The organism is Sphingobium sp. JAI105 (assembly GCF_015752145.1).
GTDB lineage: Bacteria > Pseudomonadota > Alphaproteobacteria > Sphingomonadales > Sphingomonadaceae > Sphingobium > Sphingobium xenophagum.
On the sequence record NZ_JADOUC010000001.1, the window covers coordinates 3,518,518 to 3,539,266 of the forward strand.

Annotated in this window: 21 protein-coding genes and 1 pseudogene; 7 read left to right on the top strand and 15 right to left on the bottom strand. The window is 64.5% G+C overall.

The window, feature by feature from the left end; translation table 11 throughout:
• Nucleotides 1–49 precede the first annotated feature (49 nt).
• The 5 genes and pseudogenes from IWY39_RS17125 to IWY39_RS17145 form a co-directional block, all read right to left on the bottom strand.
• Nucleotides 50–1,345, bottom strand: coding sequence for a pilus assembly protein CpaE (locus tag IWY39_RS17125; protein ID WP_107123652.1), 1,296 nt, complete (start codon nt 1,343–1,345; stop codon nt 50–52).
• 1 nt (nt 1,346) lies between these two features.
• Nucleotides 1,347–1,991 (bottom strand): CpaD family pilus assembly protein, encoded by a 645-nt coding sequence (locus IWY39_RS17130; protein WP_017182065.1) that lies wholly within the window; start codon nt 1,989–1,991, stop codon nt 1,347–1,349.
• Nucleotides 1,992–2,007: 16 nt separating this feature from the next.
• Entirely contained in the window at nt 2,008–3,507 is a 1,500-nt protein-coding gene (locus IWY39_RS17135; RefSeq protein ID WP_107123651.1) for a type II and III secretion system protein family protein, read from the bottom strand.
• Nucleotide 3,508: 1 nt separating this feature from the next.
• The gene (cpaB, locus tag IWY39_RS17140) at nt 3,509–4,519 is read right to left on the bottom strand and encodes a Flp pilus assembly protein CpaB (protein WP_107123650.1); all 1,011 of its coding nucleotides are present in this window, start codon (nt 4,517–4,519) and stop codon (nt 3,509–3,511) included.
• A gap of 51 nt (nt 4,520–4,570) precedes the next feature.
• Nucleotides 4,571–5,048: pseudogene (locus tag IWY39_RS17145) on the bottom strand (A24 family peptidase).
• Between the two features lie 41 nt (nt 5,049–5,089).
• Between IWY39_RS17145 and IWY39_RS17150 the strand changes: the two are divergent.
• The 3 genes from IWY39_RS17150 to IWY39_RS17160 are packed head-to-tail and all read left to right on the top strand — an operon-like array spanning nt 5,090 to nt 7,353.
• Nucleotides 5,090–6,052, top strand: a complete 963-nt coding sequence (locus IWY39_RS17150) for an alpha/beta fold hydrolase (RefSeq protein WP_181316581.1) — start codon at nt 5,090–5,092, stop codon at nt 6,050–6,052.
• Nucleotides 6,049–7,152 (top strand): NAD(P)/FAD-dependent oxidoreductase, encoded by a 1,104-nt coding sequence (locus IWY39_RS17155; protein ID WP_107123648.1) that lies wholly within the window; start codon nt 6,049–6,051, stop codon nt 7,150–7,152. The genes IWY39_RS17150 and IWY39_RS17155 overlap by 4 nt, the downstream gene beginning before the upstream one ends.
• A 24-nt stretch (nt 7,153–7,176) precedes the next feature.
• On the top strand, nt 7,177–7,353 hold the full coding sequence (locus tag IWY39_RS17160; RefSeq protein ID WP_017182070.1) for a YegP family protein: 177 nt from the start codon (nt 7,177–7,179) through the stop codon (nt 7,351–7,353).
• Between the two features lie 323 nt (nt 7,354–7,676).
• Here IWY39_RS17160 and rplI read toward each other — a convergent pair whose 3' ends face one another.
• From rplI to rpsF, 3 genes are read right to left on the bottom strand one after another with little or no spacing between them, the layout of a single operon-like run.
• Complete coding sequence (rplI, locus tag IWY39_RS17165) at nt 7,677–8,276, bottom strand: 50S ribosomal protein L9 (RefSeq protein ID WP_017182071.1); 600 nt, start codon at nt 8,274–8,276, stop codon at nt 7,677–7,679.
• A 13-nt stretch (nt 8,277–8,289) separates the two neighbouring features.
• Nucleotides 8,290–8,514 carry a 30S ribosomal protein S18 gene (gene rpsR / locus IWY39_RS17170; RefSeq protein WP_006950194.1) on the bottom strand — a complete coding sequence of 75 codons (225 nt, stop codon included), beginning with the start codon at nt 8,512–8,514 and terminating at the stop codon, nt 8,290–8,292.
• Between the two features lie 13 nt (nt 8,515–8,527).
• Nucleotides 8,528–8,959, bottom strand: coding sequence for a 30S ribosomal protein S6 (gene rpsF, locus IWY39_RS17175; RefSeq protein WP_017182072.1), 432 nt, complete (start codon nt 8,957–8,959; stop codon nt 8,528–8,530).
• A gap of 295 nt (nt 8,960–9,254) precedes the next feature.
• Between rpsF and IWY39_RS17180 the strand changes: the two genes are divergently transcribed.
• On the top strand, nt 9,255–10,655 hold the full coding sequence (locus tag IWY39_RS17180) for a GntP family permease (protein ID WP_107123647.1): 1,401 nt from the start codon (nt 9,255–9,257) through the stop codon (nt 10,653–10,655).
• 19 nt (nt 10,656–10,674) lie between these two features.
• On the opposite strand, the gene IWY39_RS17185 is transcribed toward IWY39_RS17180, so the two are convergent.
• The 6 genes from IWY39_RS17185 to IWY39_RS17210 form a co-directional block, all read right to left on the bottom strand.
• Nucleotides 10,675–11,082 carry a BLUF domain-containing protein gene (locus IWY39_RS17185; RefSeq protein WP_229380574.1) on the bottom strand — a complete coding sequence of 136 codons (408 nt, stop codon included), beginning with the start codon at nt 11,080–11,082 and terminating at the stop codon, nt 10,675–10,677.
• Nucleotides 11,083–11,227: 145 nt separating this feature from the next.
• A complete protein-coding gene (locus IWY39_RS17190) occupies nt 11,228–11,632 on the bottom strand; it encodes an RcnB family protein (protein ID WP_017182075.1) in 405 nt (134 codons plus the stop codon).
• Nucleotides 11,633–11,830: 198 nt separating this feature from the next.
• Nucleotides 11,831–13,036, bottom strand: coding sequence for an ABC transporter permease (locus IWY39_RS17195; protein WP_107123645.1), 1,206 nt, complete (start codon nt 13,034–13,036; stop codon nt 11,831–11,833).
• A 190-nt stretch (nt 13,037–13,226) separates the two neighbouring features.
• Nucleotides 13,227–13,928 (bottom strand): ABC transporter ATP-binding protein, encoded by a 702-nt coding sequence (locus IWY39_RS17200; protein ID WP_017182077.1) that lies wholly within the window; start codon nt 13,926–13,928, stop codon nt 13,227–13,229.
• A gap of 5 nt (nt 13,929–13,933) precedes the next feature.
• Nucleotides 13,934–15,418, bottom strand: coding sequence for an efflux RND transporter periplasmic adaptor subunit (locus IWY39_RS17205; RefSeq protein ID WP_107123644.1), 1,485 nt, complete (start codon nt 15,416–15,418; stop codon nt 13,934–13,936).
• Nucleotides 15,418–16,860 carry an efflux transporter outer membrane subunit gene (locus IWY39_RS17210; RefSeq protein ID WP_107123643.1) on the bottom strand — a complete coding sequence of 481 codons (1,443 nt, stop codon included), beginning with the start codon at nt 16,858–16,860 and terminating at the stop codon, nt 15,418–15,420. Before IWY39_RS17210 ends, IWY39_RS17205 begins: the two co-directional genes overlap by 1 nt.
• A gap of 178 nt (nt 16,861–17,038) precedes the next feature.
• Between IWY39_RS17210 and fabD the strand changes: the two genes are divergently transcribed.
• Genes fabD through fabG form a run of 3 tightly spaced genes read left to right on the top strand, consistent with a single transcriptional unit; the run spans nt 17,039 to nt 19,513 of the window.
• On the top strand, nt 17,039–17,974 hold the full coding sequence (fabD, locus tag IWY39_RS17215; RefSeq protein ID WP_107123642.1) for an ACP S-malonyltransferase: 936 nt from the start codon (nt 17,039–17,041) through the stop codon (nt 17,972–17,974).
• Complete coding sequence (locus IWY39_RS17220; RefSeq protein ID WP_107123641.1) at nt 17,971–18,771, top strand: crotonase/enoyl-CoA hydratase family protein; 801 nt, start codon at nt 17,971–17,973, stop codon at nt 18,769–18,771. Before fabD ends, IWY39_RS17220 begins: the two co-directional genes overlap by 4 nt.
• A 1-nt stretch (nt 18,772) precedes the next feature.
• Nucleotides 18,773–19,513, top strand: coding sequence for a 3-oxoacyl-[acyl-carrier-protein] reductase (fabG, locus tag IWY39_RS17225; protein WP_107123640.1), 741 nt, complete (start codon nt 18,773–18,775; stop codon nt 19,511–19,513).
• Here fabG and IWY39_RS17230 read toward each other — a convergent pair.
• Entirely contained in the window at nt 19,467–20,708 is a 1,242-nt protein-coding gene (locus IWY39_RS17230) for a glycosyltransferase family 87 protein (RefSeq protein WP_107123639.1), read from the bottom strand. The two genes, fabG and IWY39_RS17230, sit on opposite strands and share 47 nt — an antisense overlap.
• Between the last annotated feature and the right edge of the window lie 41 nt (nt 20,709–20,749).

The following is a 20,749-nucleotide window of genomic DNA, read 5'->3' on the forward strand; positions in this document are numbered from 1 at the left end:
TCGCCTATTCCCCAGTCAGCGCCGCCGCCCGGTCAGGCGGCGGACGCGATCAATCTTCCAGTGCGGCCGTCTTGGCCTTGCGGCGTGAGGGCATCATGTTGCGGAAGTCGCCGATCTTGCCGAGCAGGGAGTCGCCCTTCTTGCGCGGTGCCGCAGCGCCGGTGGCGCCCTCGCCCGCATCGGCCGCGCCAAGCACCTGGTCGAGCAGGGCGGTGCAGGCTGCGCCGACCTTGCTGCCCTTGGCGGCTTCGGCCAATGTCTTGCCGAGCTTTGCCGCCTGCGCGCCAATCCGCAGGTCGAACGGGATGAGGACGTCGACCTTGCGTTCGATCGAGGTTTCGAAATCCTTGCGGCTGATTTCGGGCGAGCCGGGATGGACGCGGTTGGCGACCACCAGCACACGCGATTGCGGTGCGTTGCTCTTGAGCCAGGACAGGATGCGGATCGTGTCGCGTGCCGCCGCCAGCGTCAGTTCGGTCACGACCAGCGTGACTTGCGCGTCGGTCATGAGATGCGGATGCTGGATCAGCATGTTGCGCGGCAGATCGACGACGCTGCATTCAAACACCTGCCGGAATTCTTCCAGCAGTTGATAGAAGGCGCCGCCATCGGTCATCATCGGCTGGCTGATGGGCGCTTCGGCAGACAGGATCGCCAGCGTGTCGCTCGCCCGCACCATGGCGCGTTCGATGAACAGGCCGTCGATGCGGCTGGGATTGTCGATCGCGTCGGTCAGGCCACGCCCCGGTTCCAGGTCCATCGCCAGCGCATTGGTGCCGAAATGGACGTCGAGGTCGAGCAAGGCGGTCGGACGCTTCTTCTTGTCCGACAGCATCCATGCCAGCGAGGTGGCGATGCTGGACGCGCCCACGCCGCCGCGCGTGCCGATGACCGCAACGGTCATGTGCGGGCGTTCGGGCGCAGCGTCGCGCGGGGCCATGAACACGGCCTGCGCATTGGCCAGCGCGTCGCGCAACTGGTCGGCGCCAAATGGCTTGAGCAGATAATCCTGAATGCCGCTGGCCACCAGATCGCGATAGAGGCGCACGTCATTGACCTGGCCCGCCGCGATCACGACGGTGCCGGGTTCGCACACTTCCGCCAGACTGTTGATGTCGTTGAGCGGATCGCCGCTTTCGGACATATCGACGAACAGGATTTGCGGCGATGCAGTGATCGACAGGCTCTGGACTGCGTTGCGCATCCCGCCCTTGTTCACCTTTTCCGGTGCCCAGCCCAGTTCGGCGCACACCGAACGGATCAGATCATAGCTGTGATCGTCGCAGACGAAGGCGTGAAACGGATCACGCTGACCAGTGAAACCGGGTTTCCATGGGGCGTTCATGTTACTGGCCTCCTGCTGACATCTGCTTGAGATCGCCAGCGCCCGTTGGCGGTTTGTCGCGATAGGTGGAAATGGCGCGGTTCGACGTGGCCGTACGCAGATTGCTGTCGGTGCCCTGACCCCGGACGAGGTCTTCGGGATTGGCGACCATCGCGGCCAGATTGCTGTTGGTGCCGCAGCCGAAATTGGACGTGGTGCCCAGATTCATGTCGGTTTCCTGCTTGCTGCTCCAGTCGGGGCAGCCAGGGACGCTGGCGGTGGCGCGGCGCACGATCAGGCGGACGCTGCCCTGGGGCGCATCGCCAGCGGCGGCGGAACTATCCTCTGCGACCAGCAGGCCGTGACGGGCGACGACATCCGCGATGCCCTCGCGAATGCCGGGGCTGTAATAGCCAGCATCCGTGACGATCGCGACCTGATCGCCATAGCCAAGCCCGATCGAGGCGAACCAGTCGTTGAGACGGCCTGCTTCATAGGCGGACAGCGAGTCGCCGCTGGCCTGCACGTCGAACGTGTAGGCGGCATAGCTGACAACCGGCTGATGCACCGATTCGACGCTGCGATTGGGGCTGTCAGTGACACAGCCAGCGAGCGGCAGCGCCAATATGGCGAGGGCGGTGAGAGTCTTGGCGGACAGATAGGTCATGTCTTTGGTCCTTCCGTCAGAAGCTGAAACCGGGGGCAGCTTTGCCGGGCTTGCCCGGCTTTGCGACCGGCGCGGCGGCGGACGCCTGCGGGCCGGGGGTAACCGGCGTGGGCGATCCGGGCGCGCGGCGCGGCATTTCGCCGCGCTTGCCACTGATCCCGTCATTGCCCTGCTCAAGCAGCAACCCCTGACCGATATTGGCGTTGCGGAAGCCGTCGGTCGGCAGGCGCACGTCCGATGCGTTCATCGGCTTCACCAGATAGGGGGTGACGACGATGACCAGTTCGGTTTCGCTGCGCTGGAACTGGCGCGACTTGAACAGGCTGCCCAGGATTGGCAGGTTGCCGATGCCCGGCACCTTGTTGATGCCGTTGCTGGTTTCATTGTTGAGCAGGCCCGCAATCATGAAGGCCTGACCCGAACCCAGCTCCACCGTGGTTTCGGCGGTGCGGCTCTTCAGCGCAGGGACGTTGGCGTTCAGCGTGAAATCGAGGCTGGAAACGGTCGGACGGACGCGCAGCGAAATGCGGCCATCGGCCAGCACCGTCGGCGTGAAGGCCAGCTGCACGCCATATTGCTTGAATTCGATGCTGTTGCCCTGCGTTCCATTGCTGACCGTGTAGGGATATTCGCCGCCCGCCAGGAAGCTGGCGGTTTCACCCGACAGCGCGGTCAGGTTGGGCTGCGCCAGCGTGGTGGCAAGGCCGCTCGATTCGGCGAGGTCCAGCGCACCGGCAATGTCCATGCCCAATATGCGGGCAACGCCGCCAAGGCTGTAGCTGCCGTCCGTCACATTGTTGAATGTCCAGTAGCCAGGCGTCGTTGCGGTGCCACGAGTATAATCGGCAAAGTTTCGCGTGCCGCCACCAATGTTGCCGGCAACCTTCCCGCCGCTGCCATCGACGCTGGCGAAATTCGTGCCGATCTTATGACCGACATCCTTGGCGACTTCGGAAATCTTGACCTGGAGCATCACCTGCAACGGCGTAGCCATGCGCAGGCGGCTGACCACGGTGGTTTCCTTGCCGACGAAGGCCTGCGTCAGCCGTTCGGCTTCGGCGGCATCTTCGGGCGCCTGAATGGTGCCGGTCAGCAGGACCATGCCGTTCATCTTGTTGACCGCGATGTTCGCGCCGGGCATCGCCAGGCGGAGCATGTCATCGATGCTGGTCAGGTTGTTGCCGACACGAACCGTGCCGGAAAACAGCACCTTGCCGTTGGGGGCGGTGGCGAACACGGTGGTTTCGCCTGCCTTCTTGGCAATCAGGTAAAGCTGGTTCTGCGAGCGGACATGGACGTCGACCACTTCGGGATCGCCGATCACCACGTCGGACATCTTGGCGCCCAGGTTGACGACACGGCTGCCGCCGACCGACATGAGGATCGCATTGTCCTGTGCGCTGGACGGCGCGGCGTTGACGGCCGTTCCGGGCACGGCCGTCATGGCGACGGCAAGGCCGAGCGCGATCGCGGGTCCGGCGACCTTGCGCCCGGACATCTGGAGCATCGACTTCATCTTACTTCCCCCCGACCGGAACTTCGGTCACGTTGGTGCCGCGGGCGACGCGGATGACCGGGCCTCTGACGGCAGCCGGTGCGGTAATCTGGGCGCCGGTGCCAGCCATCGCCGCGCCGTTTTCGGCCTTGGCCGGGACCGAGCTGCGCTGGTAGCGCGACACGTCGGCGCCGGTCGAATAGGTGGAGCCGCGATCAATGGGGCGCGACGCGATCTTGGCGATGATCGCCTTTTCCGCGTTCGGGCTGGCGCCATCGGGCAGATCGACATCGGCACCGGCAATGGCAGCGTCCAGATCAGACGCGGTATCGGCGATCGAGCGCAGCGACATCGACAGGGAGCCGATGGTCTGGGCAACCGCGATCTTTTCCGCGATCTTGGGCGTCACTTCGATCGTGACGTTGGAATAGGTACGTACTTCCGGCTTGCCGTCCGCGCCCATCGCGTCCATCCGCTGGTCAGTGGCAAGGACGCGCAGGTTGCGCAGGATGGTTTCGGAGACTTTGAGCGCTTCGCCATCGCCACCGCCCGCAACGCTTTGCGTCAGGACCAGGTCGATGCGGTCGCCAGGAAACACGAAGCCCGCGACCGAGCTTTGCGCCGAGACGGGAACGGTGACCGCGCGCATCCCTGCGCCAAGCGCTGCGGCCAGGAAGCCGCGATCGCCGGGCTTGACCAGGCCACCCTGGGTCAGCGGCTGTCCGGCGGAAATGGCGGTGCGTACTACGCTGCCTGCCAGTTTCGCCGGATCGGCCTGACCCTTGAGATAATAGGCCTGTTCGATCAGATCCTTGGGCCAGGGCTGGAAGCGGAAGCTTTCAGCATCCAAGATGGTGCCAACCGGCAAAGCCTTGGTCGCGACCAGCACATGGGGCTGATCGGCCTCCACGGGCATCGACGCAGCATTGACCTGCGGTGCGCTGGAGGAGCTCAACATGCTGCGGGCAAGCAAGGCCGTAGTGACCGCTATGATAAGCGCTCCTACCAGCAGCACGATTTTCTTGGCATCCATGACGAAATTCGCCTCCCTGTAATGGGAGCACTGCCCCCAGTGCTTCACTCATCACGTAAATTGGTTAAAATATCGTTGGCCACGGCAGCAGCCACAGCGCCGCGAGGGAAATCGCCACGCCATAGGGAATTTCAGGTTGTCCCAGCCTGTGGGTCATCTTGTGGTGGATGACGGTGACCAGCGTGACCACGCCGCCCAGCAGCGCCATCAGCACGACCAGCGACAATATCGCCTGCCACGGGAACCACAGCGCCAGCGCGGTCAGCAGCTTCACGTCGCCGCCACCCATCATGCCGAGCGCGAACAGCGCGGCGAACAGGGTGAAGATGGCGGCGCCGACCAGCAGTTGCACCGCCATGTCGGGCCAGAGCGCATAGCCGTTAGCCAGCCACCAGAGCGGCGCGAGGGCCGCGACCGCCAGATTGAGCCGGTTGGAGATGATGCGCGCACGCAAATCGGTGACCGCTGCCGCGATCAGCAGTGCGCCAAGGGCGCAGAGCAATATGATTTTGAAATATTCCCCCGTCATGGGATTTGACCCTAGACCCGATGGCTTACCAAACCGTAACCATGGCCCGCATGGATTCGCCCCGCTTCACCACGCCATCCTTTGACCGCCGCGCCTGGCCGATGGGCGGGCGGCTGGACTATTGGAGCGCCCCCGACGGCTGGCCGATCCGCCGCTATCAACTGGGCGATGGAACGCGGGGCCGGATGCTGGTGCTGGGCGGGCGCGGCGACATGATCGAAAAATATCTGGAGGTGGTCCACCATTGGGCCGAACGCGGATGGGCGGTCACCACATTCGACTGGCGCGGGCAGGGTGGGTCGGGTCGGCTGACCGACGATCCGATGACTGGCCATATCGGCGATTTTGCCGACTGGATCACGGACCTGAAGGCGCTGGCGGCCGACTGGCGCGCGGAAGGAGACGGGCCATATGCGATGGTGGCGCACAGCATGGGCGGGCATTTGCTGCTGCGCGCGCTGGCCGAAGGGATGCCAGCGCCCGATGCCGCGGTGACGGTCGCGCCGATGCTGGACGTGCATAGCGCGCCCTTGCCGCGATGGCTGGCCGTGGCCGTGGCGCGGGCGATGCTGTGTCTGGGCCAAGGCGCGCGGCAGGCGTGGACGCAGAAGGAAGGGTCCGAACGGCAGCGACGCATACGGCAGAAGCGGCTGACCCATGACCCGGACCGCTATGCCGACGAACTATGGTGGCGCGACCATAGCCGCGACATTGCGCTGGGGCCACCAAGCTGGACCTGGGTCAGTCAGGCGCTGGAATCGACGCGGGCGCTGGCGGAGAGTGATGCATTGGCGCGGCTTGCCGTGCCGCTGCTGATATTGGCGACTCGCGCTGACCAACTGGTGTCCACCCCGGCGATCCGCCGCGTCGCCGCGCGGATTCCCGGTGCGCGACTGCATGTCTATGGGCGAGAGGCCGCGCATGAGATATTGCGCGAACTCGATCCTGTCCGGCTGGATGCGCTGCGGCGGATCGACGCCTTTCTGGACGAGATGGCGGCGTGAGCCATCCCGATATCGTTATTGTGGGCGGTGGCATGGCCGGGGCCAGCCTGGGCGCGGAACTGGCGGGAGAGGCGCGTGTCCTGCTGCTGGAGATGGAGGATCGGGCCGGCTATCACGCCACTGGCCGATCCGTGGCGTTCTGGGAAGAAACCTATGGCGGCGCGGCGGTACAGCCTTTGACGACCGCTTCGGGGCCGTTGCTGAGCGTTCCGGACCCTGACTTTCATGACGGCAGCTTCCTGTCGCCGCGGCGCACATTGCATGTCGGACGGACCGGTGATGAAGGGCATCGCGATGCGCTGATGGCGGAATTTGCGGGCAAGGTGGTGCTGGAGCCTGTCGATCCTGCCGCGCTGGTGCCGGGGTTACGGCCGGACTGGACCATGGGCGTCATGGAGGCGAGTTGTCAGGATATTGACGTGGCTGCGCTGCATCAGGCCTATTTGCGCCAGTTCCGGCGGCGCGGCGGCGAAGTGCGGCTGGCGACGCGGCTATGTGCGGCGCGCGCCGTGGGTGGTGGCTGGCAGGTGGAGACGCCGGACGGGGTGATCGCCTGCGCGATCCTGATCAATGCGGCGGGGGCATGGGCAGACGATGTGGCGCGCGCCAGCCGCGTCGCGCCGATCGGCTTGACCCCGTTGCGGCGGACGGTGGTGCAATTGGGCGTGCCATCCATGCCATCGCCCGACCTGCCGCTGATCATGGATCTGGCCGGGCAATTCTATTTCAAGCCGGAAGGGCAGGGGCGCGTCTGGCTGACCCCGCATGACGAAGCGCCATCGCCCCCGTGCGACGCTGCGCCTGAAGAACTGGCGGTGGCGGAAGCGATCGCGCGGTTCGAAAAGGCGGTCGACTGGCCGATCGCGCGGGTCGAGCATGTCTGGGCGGGCCTGCGCAGCTTCGCGCCCGACCGTGCCCCGGTATATGGGTTCGACCCCGATAGGCCGGGCTTTTTCTGGTTCGCCGGGCAGGGCGGTTTCGGCATCCAGACCGCGCCCGCCGCCGCGTTGCTGGCGGCCGCCCGGCTGCGCGGGGAAGCCCCGCCGGAAAGCGTTGCAGGCATTGATGCGGATGCCTATTCTCCGACCCGGTTTCGCTGACGAAACGAATCTGGAGAACGGTACATGGCGCACAAGTTCGTGATCGAGAAGAACAAGGCCGGCGAGTTTGTCGCCAAGTTCAAATATAATAGCGAAACGATCTTCTGGACCGAAGGCTATAGCAGCAAGGCCGGCGCGAAAAACGCGATCGAGTCCGTGCTGAAGAACGGGCCGGGCGCGCCGGTCGAAGAGGCGGAATAAGGCGGCTGTAAATCCGGCATCAAAAATTCTCCCCTGCAAGGGGAGGCGAATTGCACATGACCTTTCGCGGCATCTCTCCGTCATGCTGAATTTATTTCAGCATCCATTTCTCGTCTCAAGCGGCGGTTTTTGGGCACGATGGATCCTGAAATAAATTCAGGATGACGTCGGGGTATAACGAAAAGTCATATGCAGTTTCCCGCCCCTGCAAGGGGAGGATAAGATTCGGTCATCGCGCCAATATCCGGTCTGCAACTGGCACGACCGCAACAAAAAAGCCGCCCGTTACGGGGCGGCTTTTCTGTTTGATCTCTGACGAAAGCTCAGGCTTCTTCTTCGGCCGGGGCTTCTTCGGTGAGCGCGGCGAGATCGCCGGGTTCAGCGTTGGGATCATAATCTTCGGTGAAGCCGGCTTCGTCCTTTTCGAACAGGTCGGCCATGACGTCGACGCCCTGGCTTTGCAGGTCGGCCTCTTCAGGCGAACGCGCCACGTTCACCTTGATGGTGACGGCGACTTCGGGGTGCAGCGCGACCTTGACGTCGAACACGCCGAGCGTCTTGATCGGGCGTTCCAGAACGACCATCGCCTTGGTGACGTTGGTGATGCCCTGTGCCTGCAGCGCTTCAATGATGTCGCGAACCGCAACCGAACCATAGAGCGCGCCAGCGTTGGACGACTGGCGGATCAGGATGATCTGCGTGCCATCGACGTTGCCGGCGGCTGCTTCGGCGTCCGAACGGCGAGCGGCGTTGTCGGCCTCGATCTTGGCGCGGTTGGCTTCGAACAGCTTCTTGTTGGCGCTGTTGGAACGCAGCGCCTTCTTGTTGGGCAGCAGGAAGTTGCGGGCGTAGCCGTCCTTGACGGTTACGACGTCGCCGATGGCGCCGAGCTTCTCGACACGTTCGAGCAGAATGATTTCCATGGGGCTTACTCCCTTACTTCACGATGTAGGGCAGCAGGCCCAGATGACGGGCGCGCTTGATGGCCTGGGACAGTTCGCGCTGCTTCTTGGCCGAAACGGCCGTGATGCGGCTGGGGACGATCTTGCCGCGTTCGGACACGAAGCCCTGGAGCAGACGGACGTCCTTATAGTCAATCTTCGGCGCATCCTTCGCAGCGAAGGGGCAGCTCTTGCGGCGGCGGAAAAATGGGCGTGCCATGATCTAGATCTCCTTATTCGCCAGCGGCTTCTTCGCGGCGCGGGCCACGGTCGCCACGATCTTCGCGCGGACCACGATCGCCGCGGTCACCACGGGGGCCGCGATCGCCACGGTCGGGGCGGTCCTGCTTGCGCATCATGACCGACTGGCCAGCTTCCAGCTCATCGACCTTGACGGTCATGTAGCGGATGATGTCTTCGTTGATCTGCGTCTGGCGCTCCAGTTCCGCGATCACGCCGCCGGGGGCGTCGATGTTCAGCATCACATAGTGAGCCTTGCGGTTCTTGGCGATCTTGTAGGCGAGCGAACGCAGGCCCCAAGTTTCGATCTTGGTAACCTTGCCGTTATTTTCTTCCACGATCTTGGTGGCGTTTTCCGCCAGAGCGTCCACCTGCGCCTGTGCCAGATCCTGGCGCGCAAGGAACACATGCTCGTAAAGAGCCATGATGCTACCTTCTTCTGTTGGCCGATTGCTGACGCCCACCCCATGTGGAACGCCCCTCCGGCTATCGTCTTTCATGCTTCGCAAGCGGGCCGAGTCACCTCTGGTCCGATGCGAAGGCGCGCCTATGGGGCAAAGGCGGGGGAAAGGCAAGGGGGGCGTTGCGAAACCATCGTTCGGCACAGAGCGTTCGGGCGAAGCTTGTCGAAGCCCTTGCCTGCGCGTAGCGAGGGCGCTTCACTGCGTACAGCGGAGCGCTTCGACTTCACTCGGCGCGAACGGATTTGGAGGGTAGGCCGTGGCGGTCGGAATTGCAGCACTATCATTGATCCTGCTGATGATCGCCGCCTATCGGGGGATGAGCGTCATCATCATGGCGCCATTGCTGGCGATGCTGGCGGTGTTGCTGACCGATCCCGCGGCTGTCCCCGCCGCCTTTTCCGGGCTGTTCATGGAAAAGGTGGCGAGTTTCCTCAAACTCTATTTTCCCGTGTTCCTGCTGGGCGCCTTGTTCGGCAAGCTGGTCGAGATTTCCGGCTTTTCCCGCGCGATCGTGACGGCGGTGATCGGCATTGTCGGGGCAGGGCGGGCGATTCCGGCGATCATGGCGGTCACCGCGCTGCTGACCTATGGCGGGGTGTCGGTGTTCGTGGCGGTGTTCGCCGTCTATCCCTTCGCCGCCGAAATGTTCCGCCGCGCCGACATCCCCAAGCGGCTGGTCCCGGCGACGATCGGGCTGGGGGCGATCACCTTTACCATGGATGCGCTGCCCGGCACGCCGCAGATCCAGAATATCATTCCGACCAGCTTTTTTGGCACAACGTCCTGGGCCGCGCCGGTGCTGGGGCTGATCGGGTCGGCCTGTATCGCGGCGATGGGGCTGACATATCTGGGCTGGCGGCGGCGCGCGATGATGGCGGCGGGGGAGGGCTATGGCGCGCCGGAAACGCTGGTGAACGAGCCGGAGCCGGTGGACGCTTCGGTCACGGTGCATCCGCTGGTGGCGCTGCTCCCGTTGCTGATCGTGGGGGTCGGCAATCTGCTGCTGACCATGGCGATCCCGCGCTGGGTGAGCGGTGATGTCATCACCCTGTCGCTGGTCGGCATGGCCGAGCCGGTCGAGGTCAAGGTGGCGCAGGTGTCGGCGCTCTGGGCCGTCGAGGGCGCGTTGCTGATGGGCATCGCAACGATATTAGCGTTTGCCTATCGGACGGTGGCGAAGCGTTTTGCCGAAGGATCGAAGGCGGCGGTCGGCGGCGCCCTGCTGGCGGGGATGAACACGGCGGTCGAATATGGTTTTGGCGCAGTGATCGCGGCGCTGCCCGGTTTCCTGATCGTCAAGGAAGCCTTGCGCGCCATCCCCGATCCCCTGATCAACGAAGCGATTACCGTCACGTCGCTGGCGGGGATTACCGGGTCGGCATCCGGCGGGCTGTCGATCGCGCTGGCGGCGATGGCGGACCAGTTCATCGCTGCGGGCGATGCCGCGGGCATATCACGCGAAGTGCTGCACAGGGTCGCGTCGATGGCTTCGGGGGGCATGGACAGCCTGCCGCACAATGGCGCTGTCATCACCTTGCTGGCGGTGACGGGCCTGACCCATAGGCAGGCCTATAAGGATATTTTCGCGCTGACGCTGATCAAGACTGTGACGGTGTTCATCGTCATTGCGGTCTATTATCTGACCGGACTGGTCTGAAAGGACTGGTCTGGCCGGATCAGGCGGCCGGGCGATGCAGTTCGGCCGATCCCAGGAAATGGGCGCTGGTCGATGGTCCGGCGCTGATCAGCAAGGCGGCGACCATATCCTTCAGACTGTCGGACGGGCGACAAGGGTCGTCATAGGCCATGGCCCATTGCCCAAATTCGCGCGCCACGATCGCGCCCTCGCGCAGCTTGACCACGCCGCGATGACGGCTGTCGTCATAGATACGGGCAAAAATGCGCTCTACCGCGTCCTTTGGACCTTCCAGTACCTGGAGGAAGCGGCGCGAGTTGAACAATAGCAGGCCGGTCACATCGTCCCGCCGATTGCGGACGGCGGCTTCGCGCGCGATGGTGGCGCAGTCGTCGGGCGTTACCGTCCCGGTGACGGTGCTGATATACATGATCTGATATAATGACATGGCCGTTCCCGATCCGCACCCCACCCTAGGACTTGTGCCGGGCAAGCCGTTAATTTCGGGTATTTAACCTGTGTCAGGGAAAGCGGGCACGCAAAAATGCCCCAGGGGAGGAGAGATCCCTGGGGCATGAAGAGGATGGACTGGCTTAGCGGATCGCGTTGCCGATGACCGCGCCGATCAGGCCGCTGGTGATGGCGATCAGCACCGCGTCGTTACCCGACTGGACCCACTGATAGCCGCGCGGCGGGGCGTTCAGGCGATAGCCGCGATAATTGTTGATAACGCGATAGTTGGTCGCCTGGCGCCGGTCGAAACGCTGGCCCTTCGCCCAGCGATGGTGCGAGGCAGCGTAGCGGTTGTTGCGCACATCCTTGCGAACCACCGTCCGCTGCTTGACCACGGTGCGGCCATTGGGCTTTTGCTTGACGACCGTGCGGGTCTGTTCCTGACGATGCGGCTGGCCATAGGCCTGCGCCTGTGCCTGGCTGCTGATGATCGGGCTGGCGACCAGGGTGGTGGTGGCCAGCGTCATGAGGATCTTCTTGAACATGTCTTGCTCCTTTGCCGTGTTCGGGCGCCCTCTGCGGCGTCGAGAACAGAGATAGGCGGCGCTTGTCGCAGACATGTGTCGCGGAAGGGCAAAGAGTGTCGGAAATTGTAACAGATTGAGATTAAAGATGAATGTCCGTTCATCTGTGCAGCCTGCGGCGCCCCTTTTTCAGGTGGGCGCCGGTCGGGCCGCTCAGCGCTATTCGTGGCGCAGCGCGTCGATGGGGTTGAGCGCGGCGGCGCGGCGGGCAGGGAAATAGCCGAACACCACGCCAATGACGGCGGAAAAGATGAAGGCGATCAGATTGACCTTCACATCGAACATGAAGGGCACCTGCATCAGCGGCGCTATGGACCAGGAGGCGATGAGGGCGAGGAAGAGGCCGATCACCCCGCCAAGGCAGGACAGCACGATCGCTTCGACCAGAAACTGCATCAGCACTTCGCCCGCGACCGCCCCGATGGCGAGGCGGATGCCGATTTCGCGGGTGCGTTCGGTTACGGAGACCAGCATGATGTTCATGATGCCGATACCGCCGACCAGCAGGGATATGGCCGCCACAGCGCCAACAATTTGCGTCAGGATGGTGGTGGTGCCGGTCAGCGTGTCGCTGATCTGCTTGGTGTCGAATACGTTGAAATTATCCTCGCTGCCTGCCTTGATCTGGCGTCGTTCGCGCATCAGGTCTTCCAGGCTGTTCTGTACGGTGGATGTGTCATAGGCATCGTCCACCGCGATCATGATCTGGCTGATGTCGCGATTGCCGGTGAATCGGCGCTGGACGAATTTGATCGGCATGACGACGACGTCGTCCTGATCGCCAAAGCCGCCCTGGCCCCGCGTCGCGAGTGCGCCGATCACCTGGCAAGACACGCCCTTGATCCGCATCCGCTGGCCAATCGGATCGGCATTCTGGAACAGGTTGGTGCGTACCGTATTGCCAATGATGCAGACCGGGCGCCCGGCTTGTTCCTCTTCCGGCATGAACAGCCGACCGCTGGTCAGCTTCCAGCTTTGCACCTCGAAATAGGCGGCAGTGGTGCCATAGATGGTGGTGGACCAGTTATTGCCTTCATAAATGGCGGTGCCGCTCGACTGGGCCATGGGCGCAACCGCGCGAACGCCGGTCAGCTGGTTTTCGATCGCGGTCAGATCGGCGGGCTTGAAGTCAGGCGGGCGCGGCCCGCCGCCGCCGCGGCCAAAGCCCTGGCCGGGCCGCAGTTGCAGCACATTGGCGCCCAGCGAACTAATCTGTTCGCGCACGGCCGCCGTCGCGCCATTGCCCAGAGTCACCATGGTGACGACGGCGGCGACACCGATGATGATGCCCAGCGTCGTCAGGAAGCTGCGCAGCTTGTGCCGGTTGATCGCCCGGAAGGCGAGGATGACGGTGGTGCCTAGCATGATGATCCTTTCCTCTCCCCAGCGGGGAGAGGGATGCGGAGACTTGGCAGCTTGCTGCCTAGTCGTAGCTGGGAGAGGGGAAGAGCCAAAGGCTGCGTCCGGCCCCCTCTTCCAACTTCGCCTAGCCCGCTGCGCGGGCAAGGCTGTGTATCCTTCTCCCCCCGGGGAGAAGGTTTGAACTGTACGCAACTCACGCCGCCAGCCCCTTTTCGATCCGTTCGACCAGCCCGTCGCGAAAATGCACGATGGTGCGGGCAAAGGCCGCCATGTCGGGTTCGTGGGTCACCATCAGCACGGTGATGCCGCTGTTCCGGTTGAGGTCGGTCAGCAATTCCATGATTTCGACCGATCGTTCGGAATCGAGATTGCCGGTCGGTTCGTCGGCCAGCAGCACGTCGGGACTGGTGACGATGGCACGGGCGATGGCGACGCGCTGTTGCTGGCCGCCGGACAGTTCGGCGGGTGTATGATCCCACCATTGTTTGAGGCCGACCTTGTCGAGCGCGGCCATCCCCAGTTCGTAACGGGTCTTTTTGTCTTCGCCACGATAGAGCAGGGGCAGTTCGACATTTTCGAGCGCGCTGGTGCGGGACAGCAGGTTGAACCCCTGAAACACGAAGCCGAGATAGCGGCGGCGGAGCAGCGCGCGCTGGTCGCGGTCGAGCCGTTCGACATGATGGCCCTTGAACAGGAATTCGCCGCCCGATGGCACGTCGAGGCAGCCAAGAATGTTCATCGTCGTCGATTTGCCGGAACCGGACGGCCCCATGACCGCGACGAAATCGCCCTGCGCGATGTCGAGGTCTATGCCCTTCAACGCCTGAAATTCGGTCGCACCGCTACCGTAGATTTTGGTGACGCCGCGCAGGGTGATGATGGGGTCCGCAGGCATGGCGATCAGGGCTTGGCCGTCACGGGGGCGGTTTGCGGCGCGGCGTCGCCCGAATTGCCTAGCTTGCCCACGGTCGCGGGCGTGCCGTCGGTCGCCGGGTTGCGCGGCACGCTGTCCTTGCGTGGCGCGCGCTGGTCCGCGCCGGTGCGCGCCTGATCTTCGGCTGGCGGTTCCTGGCCCGCCGCCAATTGCCCGGTGATGACGCGCATGCCCGGTTTCAGGTCGCCCCCGGTGATGACAGTACGCGACCCGTCGCTGGCGCCGACGACGACCTGTATCGCCTTGGGCTTGCCGTCTTCGCCCACGACATAGACAGTCTGGCTGCTGCCCGCGCCGAAGCTGACTTCGCGGGTGGGGCGATTGCCGCGGCGGCGGGGAATGAGCGTGCTGGTGATGCCGCCACCCCGGCCGGCGCCCGCGCTTGGCTTAAAACGCAATGCGGCGTTGGGGACGAGCAGCACGTTGCGCAATTCCTGCGTCACGATGTCGGCGGTTGCCGTCATGCCGGGGCGCAGCGTTTCATCGCTGTTGTTGACGCTCAGCACGGCAGTGTAGGCGACGACGGTGCCGGACGAGCTGCTGGCCGTGCTGGTCGTGGATGACGACGCGGTGCTGGCGCTGTTCGACCCGACATTGACCCGCGTGACCTTCGCCGGGAAATTGCGGCCGGGAAAAGCGTCGACCGCGAAGGTCGCGCTCTGGCCTTCCTTCACCTGACCCACATCAGCCTCATCGACCGAAACTTCGACCTCCATCTGGGTCAGGTCTTCGGCCAGGGTGAAGAGGACCGGGGCGTTGAGCGAGGCGGCGACGGTCTGGCCCGGTTCGATGTCGCGCGACAGGACGACGCCGTTCACTGGCGACACGATCTGGGCGATGGTCAGGTTGGTCTGCGCCGACGACAGCTGCGCGCGGGAGACATCCACCTGCGCCAGCGTCGATCGCAGCGTGGCCAGCGCGCCCTCATAATTGGCGCGGGCCGAATCGATTTCGGTTTTCGCCGGTACCTTGCCGCCCGACAGCTGGAACACGTTAAGCTGACGGTCCAGCGTCGCCTTGGCCAGCGCGACCTGCGCCTGCGCCTGCGAGACCTGCGCCTGCGCCGCCGCGACTTGTGCCCGGTTCTGGTTCACTGCGTCCACCAGACGCCGCGTATCGAGTTCGGCGAGACGCTGGCCCTTCACGACCCGGTCATTCACATCGACATAGACGGCGGTGATCTTTCCCGATTGTTCCGACCCGACATCGACCTGATTGACGGGACGCAGATTGCCGGTGGCCGAAACGCTGACGGTCAGGTCGCCCTGGCGCACTTCGCGCGTCGCATAACTGGGCTGATCCTCGCCCGCGAAACAACGGCTGACAAGCAGCACGAGCAGCAGCAGGCCGCCGCCGATTGCACCGCGCACGGCCCATTTGCGCCATGGCCTGGCAGGCTTTGCCCCCAGAAATTCGTCCAGCGCCGGATCGGTGGTGGTGTCATTGCTCATCAGGGGCGGCTTTCCATGCTCTGCCAGCCGCCGCCCAGCGCATTGTAGAGCTGGGCGAGGGCAAGGATTTCGTCCGATTGCGCGCCAGCCAGGCTGTTGCGCGCATTCAAAAGGGTGGATTCGCTGTTGGACAAGGTCTGGAAGTCGGTGAGGCCCGCCTGATACTGGCTGCGCGCCAGGATCGCGGCGTTGTTCGACGCGTCATAGGCGGTGGCGAACTCCGCCTTGCGCAGCCGTGCGCTGCTGAGCGCCGCCATCGCATTTTCGACATCCTCCAGCGCGCCAAGCACGCTTTGCTTGTATGCCGCGAACGCGCCATCGGTCACCGCCTTCTGCGCTCGTACCTGGGAGGCGAGGCGGCCCCCGTCGAAAATGGTCTGCGCGACATTGGCGAACACGCCGCCCGTGATCAGGCTGAACAGATCTTTGAATGCGTTGGAGGTGGTGCCGATATTGCCGTTGATGCCAAGCGAGGGATACAGCCGCGCCTGCGCCACGCCGATCCGCGCGGTGGCGGCGGCGAGCGTGCGTTCGGCGCTGCGCACGTCGGGCCGCTGGCGCAGCGTGTCGGCGGGAATGCCGGTGGCGATGTCGATCGCGGCGGTCGGAATAGGCGCGGGCGTTTCAAGCGCACGGGTGGCGGCGCCCGGCGCCTGCCCGGTCAGCACCGCGATGCGATTGAGGCTGCCGCGCAGGCTGGCTTCGATCTGCGGGATCGACGCGCTGGTCTGCGCCAGTTGCGCGCGCGCCTGCTGCTCGTCGAGCGAGGAGACGAGGCCCGCCTGCAAGCGCCAGCGGGCAATGTCATAATTGTCCTGCTGCACCTGCCGACTGTCGCGGGCGATGCGCAGCTGTTCCTGCGCCAGCCGCGCCTGCACATAGTTCGTCACCAGTTCGGAGATGATCGTCATCCGCACCGTTGCCAGATCATAGCCCGATGCCGCCAGGTCCGCGCGCGCCGCTTGCGCGCTGCGCGGCAGTTCGCCGAACAGGTCGATCTGCCAACTGGCGTTCGCGCCTGCCGAATAGCTGCTCGACCAGTTGCTGGACCCGAGGCTGATGACATTGCCGCTGCTGTCGGTGCGGGTGCCGCCAGCCTGACTGCGGTAATTCTTGCCGCCGCTGGCCGATCCGCTGAGTTGAGGCAGGAAGGACGCATTGGCCTGGACCAGCGATTCCCGCGCCTGCCGCAACCGGGCCTGCGCCTGCACTATGTCGAGATTGGCGGTGACGGCGGTATCGATCAGCGTGGACAAGGCGGGATCGTTCAGGCGTGTCCACCATTGGGCGAGGTCCGCGTCGCTGACGGGAGCGCCGCTGCCCTGATCATAGGTGGCGGGGATGCCGAGCGCGGCAGGTTGCGGCGCGCGATAGCCCGGTCCCGCCGCGCAGGCGGAGAGGGCAAGCGCCGTTCCCGTGATCCAGACAATGCGATATCGCACCTTTTCCTAGCACTCCGTCATCGTTAAAGGGGCCGTCGTCAGTCCCCCGTGAAGGGGGCATGGTGTCGTATGCCTGCCTGCCGCAGACATGTGTATGCCTCAATGCTATTTATGTCACAAAGTGTAACACCATTGGAATTACGCGCTTTTTTACAGCGCTTGGGTCAGGGGATGATGAATGCGGGCTTTTCTATTTCCAGGGCAGGGCAGCCAGTCGGTCGGCATGGGCAAGGCGCTGGCCGATGCCAGCCCTGCCGCGCTTGAGCTGTTTCAGGAAGTCGATGACGCGCTGTCGCAGCATTTGTTCCACATCATGGTCGAAGGTCCGGAAAGCGACCTGACCCTTACCGAAAACGCCCAGCCCGCGATCATGGCCAACGCGCTTGCGACGCTGCGGGTGATGCAGCGGGAGGGCGGCTTTTCGCTGAGCGACAAGGGCGATTATGTCGCGGGGCACAGTCTGGGCGAATATAGCGCGCTGTGCGCGGCGGAGGCGTTCGACATCGGCACCACCGCGCGGCTGCTCAAGCTGCGCGGTCAGGCCATGCAGGCGGCCGTGCCGGTGGGCGAAGGCGCGATGGCCGCGCTGCTGGGGGCGGATATGGAAAAGGCGCAGGCGCTGGCCGACGCCGCGGCGCAGGATGAGGTCTGCACCGTCGCCAATGACAATGATCCCTCGCAAGTGGTCATTTCCGGTCATCGCGGCGCGATCGAGCGGGCGGTGGCGATGGTCAAGGATCATGGCATCAAGCGCGGTGTGCTGTTGCCGGTATCCGCGCCCTTCCATTGCCCGCTGATGCAGCCGGCGGCCGACGCCATGCAGGAAGCGCTGGCCGGGGCGGTGATCAACGCGCCGCTGCTGCCGGTCTATGCCAATGTGCTGGCCGCGCCGATCGCCGACCCGGACGAGATTCGCGCGCGGCTGGTCGAGCAGGTGACGGGCCGGGTGCGCTGGCGCGAATCCGTTGCCGCCATGTGGGAAGCGGGCGTCACCGAATTTGTCGAACTGGGCGGCAAGGTGCTGGGACCGATGGTCAAGCGCATCGCACCGGACGCCACCGTACGCAGCGTCGTGACGATGGATGACATAGAGGCCGCGCTGGCATCGCTATGAGCGCGGTCCTCACCCAGCGTGATGGGCCGGTGCTGACGGTCACGCTGAACCAGCCCGACCGGCGCAACCCGATTTCCGACCCGACGATGGTCGACGCGCTGTGCGATCTGTTCGAAGCGGCGGATCGCGACATTTCCATCCATGTCGCGATCCTGACCGGGGCGGGCAGTGCCTTTTCGTCGGGCGGAGACCTGAACGCGATGCGGCCTGACGCTGGCGGACTGCGTGCCGGATTGCCCGCGCAGACACGGCGCAACTATCGCGCGGGTATCCAGCGCCTGCCCCTCCTGTTTCAGGCGATCGAACTGCCGGTGATCGCGGCGGTCAACGGCCCTGCGATCGGTGCTGGACTGGACCTGGCCTGCATGTGCGACGTGCGGATTGCTGGCCAGTCGGCGCGTTTTGCCGAAAGTTTCGTCAAGCTGGGACTGGTGTCCGGCGATGGCGGCGCATGGTTGCTGCCGCGCATTGTGGGCATTTCCAAGGCATCGCAATTGTCGTTGACGGGCGAGATGATCGACGCCGCCGAAGCATTGCGCATCGGCCTGGTGAGCGAAGTCGTGCCGGACGAGGATTTGATGGCGACCGCGCGCCGACAGGCCGACGCCATCGCCGCCAACCCGCCCCATGCGACCCGCATGACCAAGCGCCTGCTGCGCGCGGCGCAGACGGCGGAGCTTTCACATATATTGGAAATGGCAGGCGCTATGCAGGCGCTGGCCCATGCGACGGCGGATCATGACGAGGCAATCGACGCCTTTTTCGACCGCCGCCCGCCGACATTCAAGGGAGACTGACATGTTCGATCTGACAGGCATGACCGCGCTGGTGACCGGCGCTTCTGGGGGGATTGGCTCTTCCATTGCCACGGCGCTCGCCGCGCAGGGGGCGACGCTCGCGCTTTCGGGCAGCAATGAGGATAAGCTCAAGGCGTTTGCGGCGGAACTGGGCGGCGATCACAAGACGATCGTCTGCAACCTCAGCGACCCGGCATCGGTCGATGCGCTGGTGCCGCAGGCAGTGGAAGCGTTGGGCGGCAAGATCGACATTCTGGTCAACAATGCCGGTGTCACCCGCGACAACCTCATCCTGCGCATGAAGGATGAGGAATGGTCGAGCGTGATCGCGATCAATCTGGAGGCCGCTTTCCGCCTCTGCCGCGCGGCGGCCAAGCCGATGATGAAGGCGCGCTTTGGCCGCATCATTTCGATCACGTCGGTCGTCGGCGTCACCGGCAATCCGGGCCAGTCCAACTATTGCGCGTCGAAGGCGGGCATTATCGGCATGTCCAAGTCGCTGGGTCAGGAACTGGCCAGCCGCGGCATCACCGTCAACTGCGTCGCGCCGGGCTTCATCCGGTCAGCGATGACCGACGCGCTCAATGATGCGCAGAAGGGCGCCATCCTCCAGAAGATACCGGCGGGCGATCTGGGCGATGGCGACGATATTGGCGCGGCGGTGGTCTATCTGGCTAGCCGTGAGGCGGGCTACGTTAATGGACAAACTCTTCACGTGAACGGCGGAATGGCCATGATCTGACGTTTGCGAGCGCGCCGTCCAGCAGGATGGCGCGCCGCGTTGCCAGAGCCAGCACGGCGATGGCGGCGATCAGGTCGACCGGGATCAGCGTCATTTCAGAGACGGCCCGGCCAAACAGCGGTGCGATCCAGGCATAGGCCAGCCATGTCGGCTCCCAGCGCAGCGGGCCGCGCTTGGCCATGTCCGCCATCATGAAGGCGATGGCCACGCCCAGCAGCACGAAATCATAATCCAGCACATAAGGCGTGCAGAGCAGAGCCGCGCTCAAGGCCGCAGCGCCGCGCACCGCCATAGAGCCGCGTCGGGCCACCAGCGCAGCCGACGCGATGGCGATGGCGGAGACGATCGCCTGCGCGCCATAGGCGGCCGGGATCGACCCGCCCCATTGGCGCACGGCGGCGAAGGGGCTCTGGATCTTTTCCCAGCCCGTAGCGCCTGCCTCTATGATGATGTGGCGCGTCAGCGGCAGGGACTCGATGAAGGCATGCCATACGGGCCATCCCCATATTGCCAGCGTCAGCAGGCACAGGGCCGTCGTGGTCAATCCCGCCGACACGAAGGCGCGCAGATTGCCGCGCGCCAGGATCAGCACGGGGATCAGCACGGCAAATTGCGGCTTGTAGACCAGCGCGCCGAGCAGCATCCCCGCGATCCATGGCCGCCGATCCAGCAGCAGCATCCCGGCGCCAAGCAGGCTGGCGGTCAGAAAAGCGTTCTGCCCATGGCCCAGGCACACCAGCACCACCGGCGCGCCCAGCGCGACCAGCACCGCGTCGCGATCATCGGGCAGGATGCGCCGCACCAGCGCCAGGCACAAGGTCAGGCTCAATCCCTGCCAGATCAGCAGCGCCGCAACATAGGGAAATTGCGCGAGCAGCGTGGCGATGATCAGGAAGGGCGGGGGATAGTGCCAGCCGTAAAAGGGGATGGCGTCATCATGATGCACCTTTTTTTGTACCGCGTGCTGGGTTGGCCAGTCCCACGCCTCTGGCGCGCGACCCTGATCGGCCATCTGCCCGGCGGTCCAGACGTTCGAAAAGTCGGTCCCCAGCGGTCGCCCCAGCGAATCCACCGTGCCATGGGCGGTCGCAAACAGGGTGCAAAGGCCGATGATCGTGGCGGCCAGAACCAGTGCCGCCGTCAGCCGGACGCGCGCGCGCGTAATGAAATGGTCGGGAGCTGACGGCATGATCATGGCCCAATCCCTCCCACAAGCCGCTGAAATTTTGGTAAATG

What these genes read in the sequence shown, in the direction of transcription:
- rpsR (WP_006950194.1), bottom strand. Translation starts at nt 8,514, where the DNA reads ATGGCACGCCCATTTTTCCGCCGCCGCAAGAGCTGCCCCTTCGCTGCG.
- IWY39_RS17150 (WP_181316581.1), top strand. Translation starts at nt 5,090, where the DNA reads ATGGCCCGCATGGATTCGCCCCGCTTCACCACGCCATCCTTTGACCGC.
- IWY39_RS17200 (WP_017182077.1), bottom strand. Translation starts at nt 13,928, where the DNA reads ATGCCTGCGGACCCCATCATCACCCTGCGCGGCGTCACCAAAATCTAC.
- rplI (WP_017182071.1), bottom strand. Translation starts at nt 8,276, where the DNA reads ATGGAAATCATTCTGCTCGAACGTGTCGAGAAGCTCGGCGCCATCGGC.
- IWY39_RS17160 (WP_017182070.1), top strand. Translation starts at nt 7,177, where the DNA reads ATGGCGCACAAGTTCGTGATCGAGAAGAACAAGGCCGGCGAGTTTGTC.
- IWY39_RS17220 (WP_107123641.1), top strand. Translation starts at nt 17,971, where the DNA reads ATGAGCGCGGTCCTCACCCAGCGTGATGGGCCGGTGCTGACGGTCACG.
- IWY39_RS17195 (WP_107123645.1), bottom strand. Translation starts at nt 13,036, where the DNA reads ATGCTAGGCACCACCGTCATCCTCGCCTTCCGGGCGATCAACCGGCAC.
- IWY39_RS17130 (WP_017182065.1), bottom strand. Translation starts at nt 1,991, where the DNA reads ATGACCTATCTGTCCGCCAAGACTCTCACCGCCCTCGCCATATTGGCG.
- IWY39_RS17125 (WP_107123652.1), bottom strand. Translation starts at nt 1,345, where the DNA reads ATGAACGCCCCATGGAAACCCGGTTTCACTGGTCAGCGTGATCCGTTT.
- rpsF (WP_017182072.1), bottom strand. Translation starts at nt 8,959, where the DNA reads ATGGCTCTTTACGAGCATGTGTTCCTTGCGCGCCAGGATCTGGCACAG.
- IWY39_RS17185 (WP_229380574.1), bottom strand. Translation starts at nt 11,082, where the DNA reads ATGTCATTATATCAGATCATGTATATCAGCACCGTCACCGGGACGGTA.
- fabG (WP_107123640.1), top strand. Translation starts at nt 18,773, where the DNA reads ATGTTCGATCTGACAGGCATGACCGCGCTGGTGACCGGCGCTTCTGGG.
- IWY39_RS17190 (WP_017182075.1), bottom strand. Translation starts at nt 11,632, where the DNA reads ATGTTCAAGAAGATCCTCATGACGCTGGCCACCACCACCCTGGTCGCC.
- cpaB (WP_107123650.1), bottom strand. Translation starts at nt 4,519, where the DNA reads ATGGATGCCAAGAAAATCGTGCTGCTGGTAGGAGCGCTTATCATAGCG.
- fabD (WP_107123642.1), top strand. Translation starts at nt 17,039, where the DNA reads ATGCGGGCTTTTCTATTTCCAGGGCAGGGCAGCCAGTCGGTCGGCATG.
- IWY39_RS17135 (WP_107123651.1), bottom strand. Translation starts at nt 3,507, where the DNA reads ATGAAGTCGATGCTCCAGATGTCCGGGCGCAAGGTCGCCGGACCCGCG.
- IWY39_RS17230 (WP_107123639.1), bottom strand. Translation starts at nt 20,708, where the DNA reads ATGATCATGCCGTCAGCTCCCGACCATTTCATTACGCGCGCGCGCGTC.
- IWY39_RS17205 (WP_107123644.1), bottom strand. Translation starts at nt 15,418, where the DNA reads ATGAGCAATGACACCACCACCGATCCGGCGCTGGACGAATTTCTGGGG.